Source organism: Streptomyces sp. CNH189 (genome assembly GCF_000527195.1).
The window spans coordinates 86,594-100,094 of the sequence record NZ_AZUS01000002.1; the positions used below are offsets into that span (position 1 = coordinate 86,594).

Below are 13,501 nucleotides of genomic sequence, written 5' to 3' on the forward strand. Positions count from 1 at the left end.
AAGAGGTGGGCGGTACCAGTCCAGCGTAGCCGCTCGGGGATACTGGACCCCATGGCTTACGACGATCTTCGCTCCCTGCTCAGGGCGCTGGAGCGCGAGGGCGACCTCAAGCGCATCAAGGCCGAGGTCGACCCGCATCTGGAGGTCGGTGAGATCGTCGACCGGGTGAACAAGGCCGGCGGTCCCGCCCTGCTCTTCGAGAACGTGCGCGGCTCCTCGATGCCCCTCGCCATGAACGTCTACGGCACCGACCGCCGGCTGCTGAAGGCGCTCGGCCTGAAGTCGTACGCGGAGATCGGGGAGAAGATCGCCGGGCTGCTCAAGCCCGAGCTGCCGCACGGCTTCGTCGGGGTGCGCGAGGCGTTCGGGAAGCTCGGCGCGATGACGCACGTACCGCCGAAGAAGGTGAAGTCGTCCGACGCGCCCGTGCACGAGGTCGTCCTCACCGGCGACGACGTGGACCTGGAGCAGCTCCCGGCGCTCTTCACCTGGCCCAAGGACGGCGGCTCCTTCTTCAACCTGGGCCTCACCCACACCAAGGACCCGGAGTCGGGCGTCCGCAACCTCGGGCTGTACCGCCTCCAGCGCCACGACAAGCGCACCATCGGCATGCACTGGCAGATCCACAAGGACAGCCGCAACCACTACCAGGTGGCCGCGCGGCGTGGTGAGCGGCTGCCGGTCGCCATCGCCTTCGGCTGCCCGCCGGCCGTGACGTACGCCTCCACCGCCCCGCTGCCCGGCGACATCGACGAGTACCTGTTCGCCGGGTTCCTCCAGGGCAGGCGGATCGAGATGGTGGACTGCAAGACGGTCCCGCTGCAGGTGCCCGCGCAGGCGGAGGTCGTGATCGAGGGCTGGCTGGAGCCCGGGGAGATGCTGCCCGAGGGACCGTTCGGCGACCACACCGGCTTCTACACCCCGCAGGAGCCCTTCCCCGCGCTGACGATCGACTGCGTGACGATGCGGAAGCGTCCGCTGCTGCAGTCGATCGTGGTCGGCCGGCCCCCGACCGAGGACGGACCGCTGGGACGGGCGACGGAGCGCTTCTTCCTGCCCCTCCTCAAGATCATCGTGCCGGACATCGTGGACTACCACCTCCCCGAGTCGGGTGGCTTCCACAACTGCGCGATCGTCTCGATCGACAAGAAGTACCCGAAGCACGCGCAGAAGGTGATGCACGCCATCTGGGGCGCGCACATGATGTCGCTGACCAAGCTGATCGTGGTCGTCGACTCCGACTGCGACGTCCACGACCTGCACGAGGTGTCCTGGCGGGCCCTCGGCAACACCGACTACGCCCGCGACCTCACCGTCGTCGAAGGCCCCGTCGACCATCTCGACCACGCCTCCTACCAGCAGTTCTGGGGCGGCAAGGCGGGCATCGACGCGACGCGGAAGTGGCCCGAGGAGGGGTACACCCGGGACGGGGGCTGGCCCGAGATGGTGGAGTCCGACCCGGAGACGGCGTCGAAGGTCGACCGCCGCTGGAAGGAGTACGGACTGTGACCTCGGCCTCCGCCGCGCTTCCCCAGCAGCCGGGACGCACCAAGGCGTTCCTGCGGCTGGTGATGATCGAGCACTCGGTGTTCGCGCTGCCCTTCGCCTACATCGCCGCCCTCACGGCGATGTACGAGTGGGACGAGAACATCCACTGGGGCCGGCTGCTGCTGGTCACCGTCGCCATGGTCGGCCTGCGCACCTTCGCGATGGCCGCCAACCGCGTCATCGACCGCGAGATCGACGCCCGTAACCCGCGCACCGCGCAGCGCGAACTGGTCACCGGCGCCATGTCGGTCAAGCACGCCTGGACCGGCGCGCTGATCGCCCTCGCCGTCTTCCTGGGCGCGGCGGCCCTGCTCAACCCGCTGTGCCTCGCGCTCGCCCCCGTCGCGGTGATCCCGATGGTGGTCTATCCGTACGGCAAGCGGTTCACCAACTTCCCGCAGGCCATCCTCGGTCTCGCGCAGGCCATGGGCCCGGTCGGCGGCTGGCTGGCGATCTCCGGCTCCTGGTCCTGGGAGGCGGTCGTCCTCGGGCTCGCGGTCGGCATCTGGATCGGCGGCTTCGACCTGATCTACGCCTGCCAGGACGTCGACACCGACCGGGAGATCGGCGTGAGGTCCGTCCCGGCCCGCTTCGGCATTCCCGCGGCGATCTGGGGCGCCCGGGCCTGCCACACCGTGACGACGGCGCTGTTCGCCTGGTACGCGGTGCTCACCGACGCCGGCGCCTTCTTCTGGCTCGGCCTGCTGATCGTGGCCGGCGCCTTCGTCTACGAGCACACCATCGTCCGCCCGCACGACCTGACCCGCCTCAACCGCGCGTTCTTCAGCGTCAACGGCTTCATCGGCATCGCCCTCTTCGTCTGTGCCCTCCTCGACCTGCTGGTGCGCGGGCTGACGGTGTGAACGAGGGGGGCGCAGGACCGGGTAGCCGGGGGATCAGAGGACCGGTTCGAGGGGCTTGGACGGGCGGCGGCGGAGGAGGAAGGCCGCCGCGATGCCCGCCGCCAGGCCGATCAGGTGGCCCTGCCAGCTGATGCCGGACTGGGTGGGGGCGAGGCCCGCGAGGATCGAGCCGCCCCAGACCGCTCCGACCAGCACCCCGGCCAGGATGCCCAGCGGCCGCCGCTCGACGAAGCCGCTGACCAGCAGGAAGCCGAACAGGCCGAAGATCAGGCCGGACGCGCCCGCGGTGTTGGTGCCCTCCGGGGATATCAGCCATACGCCCATGCCGTCCGCGACGACGATCAGCGCGCACACGGCGAGGAACCGGCGTATCCCGCCGAGCGCGGCGAGGAAGCCCAGCACCAGCAGCGGCACGCTGTTCGCCGCCACATGGGAGAAGCCGAAGTGGATGAACGCCGACGGGACCACGTCCACCAGCTCGGACGGGGTGCGCGGCACAATGCCGTAGCCGTCCAGCGCGTGCCCGGTCGCGACGTCGACGACCTCGAGCACCCACAGCAGCGCCACCCAGCCGGCCATCAGCACGGCGGCGGCCCGCACCCGCTCGCCCCGTGACCACGCAGGACGCGTGTCCGTCATCGTCCACCCCCCGTCGCCGGGCCGTTGTGAGGGAGAACGCCCGGGCACCCTGGCCCGGTTCCCGCCCTGCGACTTTGGATAGGCTCGGTCCCGTGAACCCAGCCAAGCCAGGAGAGACGCGGCGTACGCCTTGGATCGTAGGGGTCTCGGGCGCCTCCGGCACTCCCTACGCCGCCGCGGTGCTGCGGGGGCTGCTCGCCGCGGGGGAGAGCGTCGACCTCGTCGTGAGCCGGGCCTCCCGGCTCACCCTGCTGGACGAGACCAAGATCGCCTTCCGGGACGCCCATTGGCGCGCCGACCTGCGGGAATGGCTGTCCCGGGGGGCGGACGGCAAGCCGGACACCTTCTCCGTCGACCTCGACGGCGTACGGTACTGGGCCGCCGGTGACCTCGCGGCCGGACCGTCCTCGGGGTCGTATCCGAGCAAGGGCATGCTGATCGTGCCCGCCTCCACGGCGAGCGTCGCCGGGGTGGCGCTCGGGCTGTCCAAGGACCTGCTGCAGCGGGCGGCGAGCGTGACCCTCAAGGAGGGACGCCCGCTGGTCGTGGCCGTACGGGAGACCCCGCTGAACGGCCAGACGCTGCGGCACCTGGTGACGCTGGACGACGCGGGCGCGACCGTACTGCCCGCCTCACCGGCCTTCTACGCGGGCGCGACGCACATCCAGGACCTGGTGGACTTCGTCGCCGGACGCGTACTCGACGCGGCGGGCGTCCCCCACACCCTGTACCGCCGCTGGAAGGGCGGACTCGGCGGCGGAACCCGCGAGGACGACTGACCCACCCGACCGCGGCCCGGCACGCCCGCCGGCCGCGACGGCACCACACGGCACCACCTCTCGGAAACTTCGTACCTCTTCAGTGGAAGGCATCGATTCGATGGACGCGGTGGACAGGCAGCTCATCCAGGCCCTGCGGGAGAACGGCCGGGCCTCCTACGCGGAGCTGGGGCGCCTCGTCGGTCTGTCGGGACCCAGCGTCACCGACCGCATCAACCGGCTGGAGGCGGCCGGAGTCATCACCGGCTACCGCGCCACGGTGGACGCCCCCTCGCTCGGCCTCGGCGTGACCGCCCTGATCGGCATCTCGCTGTCCGACGCCGCCGACCACGAGGACGTGGCGCAGCGGCTGAAGGACCTGCAGGAGATCGAGGACTGCTGGTTCATCGCCGGCGACGACTCGTTCATGCTCAAGGTGCGCGCCACCGACGTGGACGGCCTGGAGCGGATCATCCGCCGGCTGTCCGGCACCAAGGGAGTCTCCCGCACCCGCACCACCATCGTGCTCTCCACCAAGTGGGAGAACCGCGTCGGTGAGCTGCCCGAGGAGGTCGACTGACCGGGGCGTACGGTGGTGCGGGTCTGTCTTCTGGGAAAGAGGTAACGGCATGGACGTCGGGCTCAAGCGCGAGCTGGAGGAGAAGGTCCGCTCCGGTGAGCGGCTGACCCGCGAGGACGGCATCGCGCTCTACGAGTCGGACGACCTGGCCTGGCTCGGCGGGCTGGCGCACGAGGTGCGGACGCGGAAGAACGGCGACGTCGTGCACTTCAACGTCAACCGCCACCTCAACATGACGAACGTGTGCACGGCGTCGTGCGCGTACTGCTCCTTCCAGCGCAAGCCGGGGGAGAAGGACGCGTACACGATGCGCATCGAGGAGGCGGTGAAGCTCGCCGAGGAGATGCGGTCGGAGAACCTCACCGAGCTGCACATCGTCAACGGCCTGCACCCGAACCTGCCGTGGCGCTACTACCCGCGTTCGCTGCGGGAGCTGAAGGCGGCGCTGCCGGAGGTCTCGCTGAAGGCGTTCACCGCCACCGAGATCCACCACTTCGAGACGATCTCGGGGCTGAGCGCGAGCGAGATCCTCGACGAACTCATCGACGCGGGGCTGGAGTCGCTCACCGGCGGCGGGGCCGAGATCTTCGACTGGGAGGTCCGGCAGCACATCGTGGACCACAAGACCCACTGGGAGGACTGGTCCCGCATCCACCGGCTGGCGCACGAGAAGGGTCTGAAGACCCCGAGCACCATGCTGTACGGCCACATCGAGGAGCCCCGGCACCGGGTCGACCACGTGCTGCGGCTGCGTGAGCTGCAGGACGAGACCGGCGGCTTCCAGGTGTTCATCCCGCTGCGGTACCAGCACGACTTCGTGGACATGAAGGACGGCAAGATCCGCAACCGGCTCCAGGCGCGGACGCAGATGGCGACGGGGGCGGAGGCGCTGAAGACGTTCGCGGTGTCGCGGCTGCTGTTCGACAACGTGCCGCACGTCAAGGTGTTCTGGGTGATGCACGGCGTGCAGACGGCGCAGCTGGCGCTGCAGCACGGGGCGGACGACATGGACGGGTCGGTCGTCGAGTACAAGATCACGCATGACGCGGACAACTTCGGGACGCCGAACAAGCTGACGCGTGAGGATCTGCTGGATCTGATCCGGGACGCGGGCTTCCGGCCCGTGGAGCGGAACACGCGGTACGAGATCATCCGCGAGTACGACGGGCCGGACCCGGCGCGCCGGGAGTCGCCTCAGCCGATGCGGGTCTGACTCGTCGGGGGTTGGGGGCCGGGGGGTCTGGTCCGACGCCGGCCGCGCAGTTCCCCGCGCCCCCCAAGGGAGCGGGGGCCTGGTGCGCTGCCGTCCGCGGCGGGGTGGTGGGTCGGCCGCGCAGTTCCCCGCGCCCCTAGGGACGCGCCGGCGCGCCCTCGCTTCACAGCCGGCGGCACAGCGGCCCCCTCAGGGGCGCGGGGAACTGCGCGACCGGCCTCCCGGAGGTGACTGCGCGAGCGCTGAGGTAATAGGTAGGCTCCCCTCATGCCCCTTACCTTCACCCTGGACCCCGAGGTCACGCCCCCACTCCGCGACGGCATCCTCGACCTCTGGGCCGACGTCACCCGCGCGGGCGGCGCCGTCGGCTTCGTACCGCCGGTGACGCGGGAGGACATCCGCCCCGCCCTGCTGCGGCAGTTCGCCGACATGGCGGAGGGCCGCTCCCGGCTGCTCGTGGGGCACGACGAGAAGGGCGAGGTGGCCGCCACGGCGTTCCTCACCCGCAACACCCACCCCCTGATGACCCACTGGATCTGGCTGTACACGGTGATGGTCCGCCCCCGCCACCAGGGCAAGGGGTACGGCCGCGACCTGCTCGCCGCCGCCGAGCGGTCCGCCCGCACCCTCGACGGGGTGGAGGCGATCCGCCTCGCCTGCCGCGGCGGCCTCGGCCTGGAGCGTTTCTACGCCGCCTGCGGCTACAAGGAGGTCGGCCGGGTCCCGGGCGCGATCCGCGTGGCGCCCGGCGACGACCGGGACGACGTGATCATGCTGCTGCCGCTGACCTGAGCCCGTGGTGCGGATCCGCCGGGGCGCCGTACCCCGCTGAAAGGTCGGCCGCCGGACGTGCTTCACTGGACGTCGTCCCCTCGGGGACGTTTCTGACCGTACGCACGGAAGAGTGGATGAGATGCTCCGCTACACGCTGATGCGCCTCGGGGTCTTCGCGGGCTGCCTCCTGGTCGTCTGGGGCCTTGTCTACTCCGGTGCGGCGCCGCGCGGTCTCGGCGACTCCAACGGCCTGTGGGTCGTGCTGCTCGCGCTGCTGATCTCCGCCCCGATCAGCTTCGTCGTGCTCCGCAAGGAGCGGGACCGGGCCTCCGAGCGGATCGTGCGGCGGGTGGAGCGCGCCAAGGCCAACCTGGACGCCAACCGCACCCAGGAGGACGCGGCCGACGACACGGCCCGCGCCCAGGGGCAGGCGCAGACCTCGTAACGTCCCTCACACCCGCGCACCGCATCGTCGGCGCCCCGGGCTCCCCCCATCGGCGGGAACCCGGGGCGCTTTGCGTTCTCTGTGCGTGTTTGCCCTCACGCCTTCCAAAGCAAGGCTTTGAGGATCCCAAAGTTCAGGTGTTACGGTCTCCTGGTGAAGTCAGCAGCCGTGTTCCCCACGCCCCGGAGTGTTCCGCTCGTGGCGCGCCTGCACGTGGACCTCTGCCGGGTCACCGCCGCGAACTGTCGTCCCTGACGTTCCGCCCCACCCGAGTCCCGTCACATCCCCACGCCTTCCCCCCTTCCGGAGCATGTCCGTGTCCTCGAACACGCAGTCGAAGCTGCCTGTCCGCGTGCCCTTCTGGGCCCAGATACTCGCCGGCCTCGTCCTGGGCGTCCTGCTCGGCTGGCTCGCCCGCAGCCAGGACCTCTCCTGGCTGGTCACCACCCTGGAGAAGGTCGGCGGCACCTTCATCGGCCTGCTGAAGCTCGCCGTCGCGCCGCTGGTCTTCTTCGCGATCCTGGTCTCCATCACCAACCTGCGGAAGGTCAACAACGCGGCCCGGCTGGCCTCGCGGACCCTCCTGTGGTTCATGGTCACCTCGCTGATCGCGGTGGCGATCGGCCTGGTCATCGGCCTGGTCACCAACCCCGGCGCGGGCACGGGCCTCGACCCGGCAGACGGCTCCGGGGCCCCGGAGAAGACCGGCTCCTGGATCGACTTCCTGACCGGCATCGTGCCGACCGACGTGATCACGCCGTTCACCGAACTGAACGTGCTGCAGATCGTGTTCATGGCCGCCGTCGCCGGCATCGCCGCCCTCCAGCTCGGTGAGAAGGCCCAGCCCGTCCTCACCCTGAGCGAGTCCGTCCTGGAGCTGCTGCAGAAGGCGCTGTGGTGGGTCATCCGCCTGGCCCCGCTCGGCACCGTCGGCCTCATCGGCAACGCCATCGCCACCTACGGCTGGAACCTGATCGGCAAGTACGCCACCTTCACCGCCGACATCTACGTCGGCTGCCTGATCGTCCTCTTCGGCGTCTACCCGGCGCTGCTGGCGACCGCCGCCAAGGTCAGCCCGGTGCAGTTCTTCAAGGGCGCCTGGCCCGCGATCCAGCTCGCGTTCGTCTCCCGCTCCTCCGTCGGCACCATGCCGCTGACCCAGAAGGTCACCGAGCGCCTGGGCGTGCCCAAGGAGTACGCCTCCTTCGCCGTGCCGTTCGGCGCGACCACGAAGATGGACGGCTGCGCCGCCATCTACCCGGCCATCGCCGCGATCTTCGTCGCGCAGATCTTCGACGTGCCGCTCGGCGTGGGCGACTACCTGCTGATCGCGTTCGTCTCGGTGGTGGGTTCCGCCGCCACGGCCGGCCTCACCGGCGCGACCGTGATGCTGACCCTCACCCTGTCCACCCTCGGCCTGCCGATGGAGGGCGTGGGCCTGCTGCTCGCCATCGACCCGATCCTGGACATGATCCGCACCGCGACGAACGTCGCCGGGCAGGCCCTGGTGCCGGTCGTCGTCTCCGCCCGCGAGGGACTGCTCGACCGCGCGAAGTACGACAACGTGGCGTCGGCGCCCATCGACGCGGACGAACCGCGGGTGGCGGCCGCCGCCTGACCGCCGCGCCTCGCCATGCGTCCCCGGTCCCGTTCGCGGTCCCGGGGACGCTCTCTGTCGCCCCGGCCCCTGCGAAGCCCGCCGCCCGGCCCCGGGAAAACCCGACGGCTCCACCGAGGCGGACGCCACCGCCCACGTTGAGGACGGCTGGACGAGCACCGGTCCGCTCCAGGTGGGCCGTGCCCGCACGGCCGACGGCTGGGGCGAACACCTGCAGGGCCAGGTGGACGAGGTCCAGGCGTACGCGGGCGCTCCGACGGACGACGACGTGCGCCGGCTGGGCCGGGAGACCGATCCCTGTCTCTGCTGACGATCCCTGTCTCTGCTGACGCCGCACCGGCGCACAAGGGGGCGCTTTCCGGCAATGAGTGAGTGGTGACCGTTGCTGGGGAGCGCCCCTTACGCAGGGTGCCGTGGTGGTGTGTGATCACAGGACCACACACATGTCCCGCAGCGAACCGCGGGAACAGCACCACAGGCGAAGGGGGACCCCGTGGCACGTACGCGGGCGCAAAGCCTACGCAACGTCGCTCAGTCGGTCGTCGGCGGCGCGGACCCGCGCGCCGCGGCCCGTGACGAACTGCGCCGCCGCACCGGCGGCGGCACGTCACAGAGCGCGTCGCGCCGGGACACCGGTGACGAGCACGAGGAGTGGCCCGCCGAGGGCGACGGCATGGATCCGGCCGACTTCCCGGCCGCCCGGGAGCAGGGCGGCAGCTCCGTCGACACGGTGATGCGGCAGAAGACCGTGTCGCTGGACGAGGCCGGCGAGGCGCTGAGCCGCAGCGAGCAGCTGCGGGAGGACGGCGAGACCGTGCACGCCATCTACCCGATGGTGATGCCCAAGGGCCGCTCCCTGATGTCCATGCTGCCGGTGCTGTCGCTGCTGGTGATCGGGATCGTGGGCACGTCGGTCTCCTCGGCGGCCGGCGGCTGGAGCGTGACCCAGCCGGTGTTCGGACTGCACTACTGGGTGATCGCGGTGGCCGCCGTCGCCTTCGTGTGGTGGCGGCAGGGCCTGGTCATGGTGCCGGACGGCTGCCAGGCGATGCTCACCCGGTTCGGCAAGCTGGAGAAGGTCGTCGGCCCCGGCCGGGTCACCCTGCTCAGCCCCTGGAAGCGGGTGTCGTACATCGTCAACACCACCCGCGAGTACCCGTTCAACGCGCCCGTGCGGGAGGCCCCCACCAAGGGTGGCGTGAAGGCGTCCATCGACCTGTTCATCCAGTTCCGGATCAGCGACCCGGTGGAGTTCGTCTACACGCTCGGCGCGGTGCGCGGCTTCGAGGAGAAGCTCGGCAACGCGGTCAGCGAGACCATCCGCAGCCTGATCTACGAGCAGGAGGCGGCCGGCATCTACGACATGGTCGGCGAGGACAGCGGCCGGCTGCTGGAGCAGCTCAACCAGCAGTTCCGTCCCGCGGTGGAGCTGACCAACGCCAACATCACGCACGCCGAGCCCTCCGACCGCCGCTACCGGATGGACCTGGCCGCGCCCGAGATGGTCCGCATGGCCAAGGAGGCGTACACGCACGAGTACGCGCTCCAGCTGCGCAAGGAACAGGACGAGGGCGACCTGAACCGCGAGCTCGCGTCCAGCCAGGAGACGCTGTCCGCGATCCAGGCCGACATCGCCCAGTACCAGGCGCAGATGGACACCGCCGTGGAGCGGGAGACCAACCGCGCCGAGGCGCTGGCCCGCCAGCGCTACGTGCAGGCCGAGTCGGAGGCCAAGGCCAACGCGGCGCTGCTGGAGGCGCAGGCCCTCGACATCCGCGCGGTGACCGCCGCGGAGGCGCCCGAGATCCTGGAGTACCGCTACCAGCAGCAGGTGCTCGACACCCTGGAGCAGGTCGCCGACCACCTGCCGCGCCTGGTGCGCATCGGCGGCGCCGACGGCACCGGGGCCGCCGGGATCGACTTCCTGGAGCTGGCGCGCGAGCTGGTCGGCGAGCGCGGCGGGGAACTGTTCGGCGAGGGCGAGATGGCCGCCGTCCGGGAGCGACTGGCGGAGGTGTCCGCGCGGATCGCCGCCCGTCAGGAGGAGATCGGCGCGCTGCTGGCGGCCGAGCGGCCGACGGTGCCCGAGGTGCCGGAGGCGGGCGTGACGAGCGCTGCCCCCGAGGGCGCCGAAGCAGCCGATGTGTCCGGGTCCGCCGAGGAGGTCCAGCCGTGAGTTCCGCCCGCATTCACCGTCGTTCGGTCATCTCCGAAGCCGTCGCGCCCTGGGGTGACATCGCCCGGCTGCTGCGCGGCGGCGAGGCCGGCACCCTGCTGCCGGTCATCATCCCCAAGCACCGCCGCAGGCTGTGGTGGATGCTGCCGTTCTGGGCCGGCGCCTACGCCCTGCTGTCGGGCGTGACGCTCACCCTGAAGGAGTCCGGCTCCGACGGGCTCGGCGGCATGGCCGCCGGCGCCCTGGCCACGTTCTCCTACACCGTCGGCGTGCTGCTGCTGGTGGCCGGCAGTCTGTGGTGGTGGCGCTCCTCCATCGTCGAGATCGAGCAGGGCACCAACGGCGTGCTCACCCGGTACGGCGCCGTCGTGCGCACCCTGGACGCGGGCCGGCACTACCTGTGGCACCCCTGGTCGCGGGTCGACTTCGTCGTCGACACGGCCACCGAGATCCCGTACTCGGCGCCCGTCATGGCCTGCCCCACGCAGGAGAACGTGCCGTTGCGCTCGATCGAGTTCTTCCTGAAGTTCCGCATCACCGACGCGGTGCTGTTCGTCCGGACCATCGGCGCGGGCAACTTCGACCTGGTGCTGTCCAGCGCCGTGCAGGACGCGATCCGGCAGCGGGCCCGCCGGGTGCGTACCGAGCGCGCCTACGACCTGCGCGGCTCCGACGTCGCCGACATGCAGGACCTGCTGAACCACCAGCTGTCCCGCTACGGCGTGCGCATCACCGGCTGCAACATCCCCGACGTGCAGCTGCCGGCGCAGTACCAGCAGCACCTGGCCACCCGGGAGCAGGTCGCCAAGGAGAGCACCGCCTACGAGCAGGAGTGGGGCCTGATCCGCAAGCGCCGCATCGACAGCCTGGGCATGGACATCGAGCGGGCCAAGAAGATCCGCGACGCCCGGATCGTCGAGGTGCGGGCCGCGCTGAACCGCGCCCGTGAGGAGGTCGCCCAGCTGCTGGAGCGGCAGGAGACCGAGGCCCAGCGGGTGCGCTTCGAGATCGAGACGCGGGGCCGCAGCGGTCTCATCGCCGCCGAGAACGAGGCCCGCGCCCAGCAGGCCCTCGCCAAGGCCTACCGCGACAACCGGGCGGTGCTCCAGTACGAACTGGCCCGCAGGCGGCTCGAAGTGGGCGCCGGACTGGCCGGCAAGGCCCCGCGTCCGGTCGTGGTGCGCACCGACGGCGGCACCGACACCTCGGCGCTGTCCACGCTGTTCACCGCGCAGCTGCTGCCGCGGCTGACGGCGGGCGAGCTGCCGGTGACCGGCGGCGCGCTCCGGCCGGCGGAGGACGGTGGCCACGACCCGCGGTAGCGGCGGACCGTACGCTGTGTCCCATGGGTGCCGTGAAGACGAAGCGCATGCCGCGTGCGGTCCGTGAACAGCAGATGCTGGACGCGGCCGTACGGACCTTCGGTCACCGGGGGTACATGGCCGCGTCGATGGACGAGATCGCCGAACTGGCGGGCGTGTCCAAGCCGTTGGTGTACCTGTACCTCAACTCCAAGGAGGACCTGTTCACCGCGTGCATCCGCCGTGAGGCCAGGGCGCTGACCGAGGCGGTCCGCGCCGGGGCCCGGCCCGAACTGCCGGCCGACCGGCAGCTCTGGTCGGGCCTGACCGCGTTCTTCACGCACACCGCCCTGCACCCCGACGGCTGGGCGGTGCTGCACCTCCAGGCGCGCACGCACGGCGAGGTGTTCGCCGCCGAGGTCGCGGCGATGCGCGCGGAGATCGTCGCGTTCGTGACGCAGCTCATCCTGGCCGCCGCGCGGGAGGCCCACCGGGACCCGGACCTGCGCGAGGCGGAGGTGTCCGGGCTGGCCGAGGCGCTGGTCGGGGCCGCCGAGTCGCTGGCCGACTGGGCCAACGTCACCCCCGGGGTCACCGCCCGGCAGGCGGCGACCACGCTGATGAACTTCGCGTGGGCCGGCCTGGGCGACCTGATGGCGGGCCGGCACTGGTCGCCGCCCGACGACACCGGGGACGCGGACGCCCCCGGGCCTCAGAGCGGGCTGACCTCACCGGTGAGGTGAACCCGGCCGCCGCCCCCGCGCAGGGCGAACCGCCCGCCGTGCGCCGCGTAGGTCACCGTGCCGGGCAGCAGCACCGGGGCGCGGAAGTCCGCCCGCACGGTCGCCGCGTCCGGGGTGCCGTGCGTGGCGAGGCAGCGGGCGACGGTCCACATGCCGTGGGCGATGGCGCGGGGGAAGCCGAAGAGGCGCGCGGTGAGCGGATGCAGGTGGATGGGGTTGCGGTCCCCGGACGCGGCGCCGTAGCGGCGGCCCAGGTCCCCGGCGAGCTGCCACTCCGCGACGGCGGGAAGCCCTTGGGCGTCCTCCCGGGTCTCCGCGGGGTCCTTGGGGGGCGTGACGGTGGTCCGGTGCCGGGCCAGGTAGGTGCTGCGTGACTCCCACACGACCTCGCCGCCCGCCCGCAGCTCCGTGACCACGGCGGCCTCGGTGCCGCGCCGGTGCGGGACCAGCCCGTCGACGTGCACACTCAGGTCGTAGGTGTCGGCGGACGGCGTCGCGCGGTGCCGGGTGACGCCGATCGACGTGTGGACGAGCCCGAGCAGCGGGAGCGGGAAGTCCCGGGCGCTCATCAGCCGCATGGCGAGCGGGAAGCCCAGCACGTGCGGATACGTCACCGGCAGTGTGCCCGTGCCGTCCGGGAAGCCGCACACCCTCTCGTACGCGGTGAGCCGGGCGGGGTCGGCGCGCAGGCCCGGGAGCACCAGCCGGGTGCGCGGGTGCGCGGCGGCGGGGTCCGGGCGGCGGAACGGCGACAGCACCGCGCCGCGGGCGAGCAGCGGGGTGAGGGCGGGGGCGCGGGTGAGGACGGCCTCGGCGCGGTCCGAGGGGGGCGGTGTCATGGCG

General features: G+C 71.6%; 15 protein-coding genes. 13 read left to right on the plus strand and 2 right to left on the minus strand.

Going from position 1 to position 13,501, the window contains the following annotated elements; genetic code table 11:
• Positions 1 to 51 precede the first annotated feature (51 nt).
• Both B100_RS0103240 and mqnP read left to right on the plus strand, forming a co-directional pair.
• Complete coding sequence (locus B100_RS0103240; protein WP_024883036.1) at positions 52 to 1,509, plus strand: menaquinone biosynthesis decarboxylase; 1,458 nt, start codon at positions 52 to 54, stop codon at positions 1,507 to 1,509.
• On the plus strand, positions 1,506 to 2,411 hold the full coding sequence (gene mqnP / locus B100_RS0103245; RefSeq protein ID WP_024883037.1) for a menaquinone biosynthesis prenyltransferase MqnP: 906 nt from the start codon (positions 1,506 to 1,508) through the stop codon (positions 2,409 to 2,411). The genes B100_RS0103240 and mqnP overlap by 4 nt, the downstream gene beginning before the upstream one ends.
• A 33-nt stretch (positions 2,412 to 2,444) precedes the next feature.
• Here the strand turns inward: mqnP and B100_RS0103250 are convergent, their stop codons facing one another.
• Positions 2,445 to 3,050 carry a rhomboid family intramembrane serine protease gene (locus B100_RS0103250; protein ID WP_024883038.1) on the minus strand — a complete coding sequence of 202 codons (606 nt, stop codon included), beginning with the start codon at positions 3,048 to 3,050 and terminating at the stop codon, positions 2,445 to 2,447.
• A 92-nt stretch (positions 3,051 to 3,142) separates the two neighbouring features.
• On the opposite strand from B100_RS0103250, the gene B100_RS0103255 reads away from it, so the two are divergent.
• From B100_RS0103255 to B100_RS0103300, 11 genes are all read left to right on the plus strand, one after another.
• Positions 3,143 to 3,829: a UbiX family flavin prenyltransferase gene (locus tag B100_RS0103255; protein WP_078540703.1), complete on the plus strand. Its 687-nt coding sequence runs from the start codon at positions 3,143 to 3,145 to the stop codon at positions 3,827 to 3,829.
• 100 nt (positions 3,830 to 3,929) lie between these two features.
• Positions 3,930 to 4,388 carry an Lrp/AsnC family transcriptional regulator gene (locus B100_RS0103260; RefSeq protein WP_024883040.1) on the plus strand — a complete coding sequence of 153 codons (459 nt, stop codon included), beginning with the start codon at positions 3,930 to 3,932 and terminating at the stop codon, positions 4,386 to 4,388.
• A gap of 49 nt (positions 4,389 to 4,437) precedes the next feature.
• Positions 4,438 to 5,601: an aminofutalosine synthase MqnE gene (gene mqnE / locus B100_RS0103265; RefSeq protein ID WP_024883041.1), complete on the plus strand. Its 1,164-nt coding sequence runs from the start codon at positions 4,438 to 4,440 to the stop codon at positions 5,599 to 5,601.
• Between the two features lie 267 nt (positions 5,602 to 5,868).
• The gene (locus B100_RS0103270) at positions 5,869 to 6,393 is read left to right on the plus strand and encodes a GNAT family N-acetyltransferase (protein WP_024883042.1); all 525 of its coding nucleotides are present in this window, start codon (positions 5,869 to 5,871) and stop codon (positions 6,391 to 6,393) included.
• A 121-nt stretch (positions 6,394 to 6,514) separates the two neighbouring features.
• Positions 6,515 to 6,820, plus strand: coding sequence for a DUF4229 domain-containing protein (locus B100_RS0103275; protein ID WP_024883043.1), 306 nt, complete (start codon positions 6,515 to 6,517; stop codon positions 6,818 to 6,820).
• A 168-nt stretch (positions 6,821 to 6,988) separates the two neighbouring features.
• Positions 6,989 to 7,075: a putative leader peptide gene (locus B100_RS37460; RefSeq protein ID WP_311642580.1), complete on the plus strand. Its 87-nt coding sequence runs from the start codon at positions 6,989 to 6,991 to the stop codon at positions 7,073 to 7,075.
• A 55-nt stretch (positions 7,076 to 7,130) separates the two neighbouring features.
• Complete coding sequence (locus B100_RS0103280; RefSeq protein WP_024883044.1) at positions 7,131 to 8,438, plus strand: dicarboxylate/amino acid:cation symporter; 1,308 nt, start codon at positions 7,131 to 7,133, stop codon at positions 8,436 to 8,438.
• Between the two features lie 172 nt (positions 8,439 to 8,610).
• Positions 8,611 to 8,748, plus strand: a complete 138-nt coding sequence (locus tag B100_RS35230; protein WP_199785207.1) for a hypothetical protein — start codon at positions 8,611 to 8,613, stop codon at positions 8,746 to 8,748.
• Positions 8,749 to 8,931: 183 nt separating this feature from the next.
• Positions 8,932 to 10,614: an SPFH domain-containing protein gene (locus B100_RS0103290; RefSeq protein ID WP_024883045.1), complete on the plus strand. Its 1,683-nt coding sequence runs from the start codon at positions 8,932 to 8,934 to the stop codon at positions 10,612 to 10,614.
• Entirely contained in the window at positions 10,611 to 11,936 is a 1,326-nt protein-coding gene (locus B100_RS0103295) for an SPFH domain-containing protein (RefSeq protein WP_024883046.1), read from the plus strand. Before B100_RS0103290 ends, B100_RS0103295 begins: the two co-directional genes overlap by 4 nt.
• A 23-nt stretch (positions 11,937 to 11,959) precedes the next feature.
• Entirely contained in the window at positions 11,960 to 12,658 is a 699-nt protein-coding gene (locus B100_RS0103300; RefSeq protein WP_024883047.1) for a TetR/AcrR family transcriptional regulator, read from the plus strand.
• On the opposite strand, the gene B100_RS0103305 is transcribed toward B100_RS0103300, so the two are convergent.
• Positions 12,628 to 13,497: a MaoC/PaaZ C-terminal domain-containing protein gene (locus tag B100_RS0103305; RefSeq protein WP_024883048.1), complete on the minus strand. Its 870-nt coding sequence runs from the start codon at positions 13,495 to 13,497 to the stop codon at positions 12,628 to 12,630. The two genes, B100_RS0103300 and B100_RS0103305, sit on opposite strands and share 31 nt — an antisense overlap.
• Between the last annotated feature and the right edge of the window lie 4 nt (positions 13,498 to 13,501).

What these genes read in the sequence shown, in the direction of transcription:
- B100_RS0103240 (WP_024883036.1), top strand. Translation starts at nt 52, where the DNA reads ATGGCTTACGACGATCTTCGCTCCCTGCTCAGGGCGCTGGAGCGCGAG.
- B100_RS0103250 (WP_024883038.1), bottom strand. Translation starts at nt 3,050, where the DNA reads ATGACGGACACGCGTCCTGCGTGGTCACGGGGCGAGCGGGTGCGGGCC.
- B100_RS0103260 (WP_024883040.1), top strand. Translation starts at nt 3,930, where the DNA reads ATGGACGCGGTGGACAGGCAGCTCATCCAGGCCCTGCGGGAGAACGGC.
- mqnE (WP_024883041.1), top strand. Translation starts at nt 4,438, where the DNA reads ATGGACGTCGGGCTCAAGCGCGAGCTGGAGGAGAAGGTCCGCTCCGGT.
- B100_RS0103270 (WP_024883042.1), top strand. Translation starts at nt 5,869, where the DNA reads ATGCCCCTTACCTTCACCCTGGACCCCGAGGTCACGCCCCCACTCCGC.
- B100_RS0103275 (WP_024883043.1), top strand. Translation starts at nt 6,515, where the DNA reads ATGCTCCGCTACACGCTGATGCGCCTCGGGGTCTTCGCGGGCTGCCTC.
- B100_RS0103280 (WP_024883044.1), top strand. Translation starts at nt 7,131, where the DNA reads ATGTCCGTGTCCTCGAACACGCAGTCGAAGCTGCCTGTCCGCGTGCCC.
- B100_RS0103300 (WP_024883047.1), top strand. Translation starts at nt 11,960, where the DNA reads ATGGGTGCCGTGAAGACGAAGCGCATGCCGCGTGCGGTCCGTGAACAG.
- B100_RS0103305 (WP_024883048.1), bottom strand. Translation starts at nt 13,497, where the DNA reads ATGACACCGCCCCCCTCGGACCGCGCCGAGGCCGTCCTCACCCGCGCC.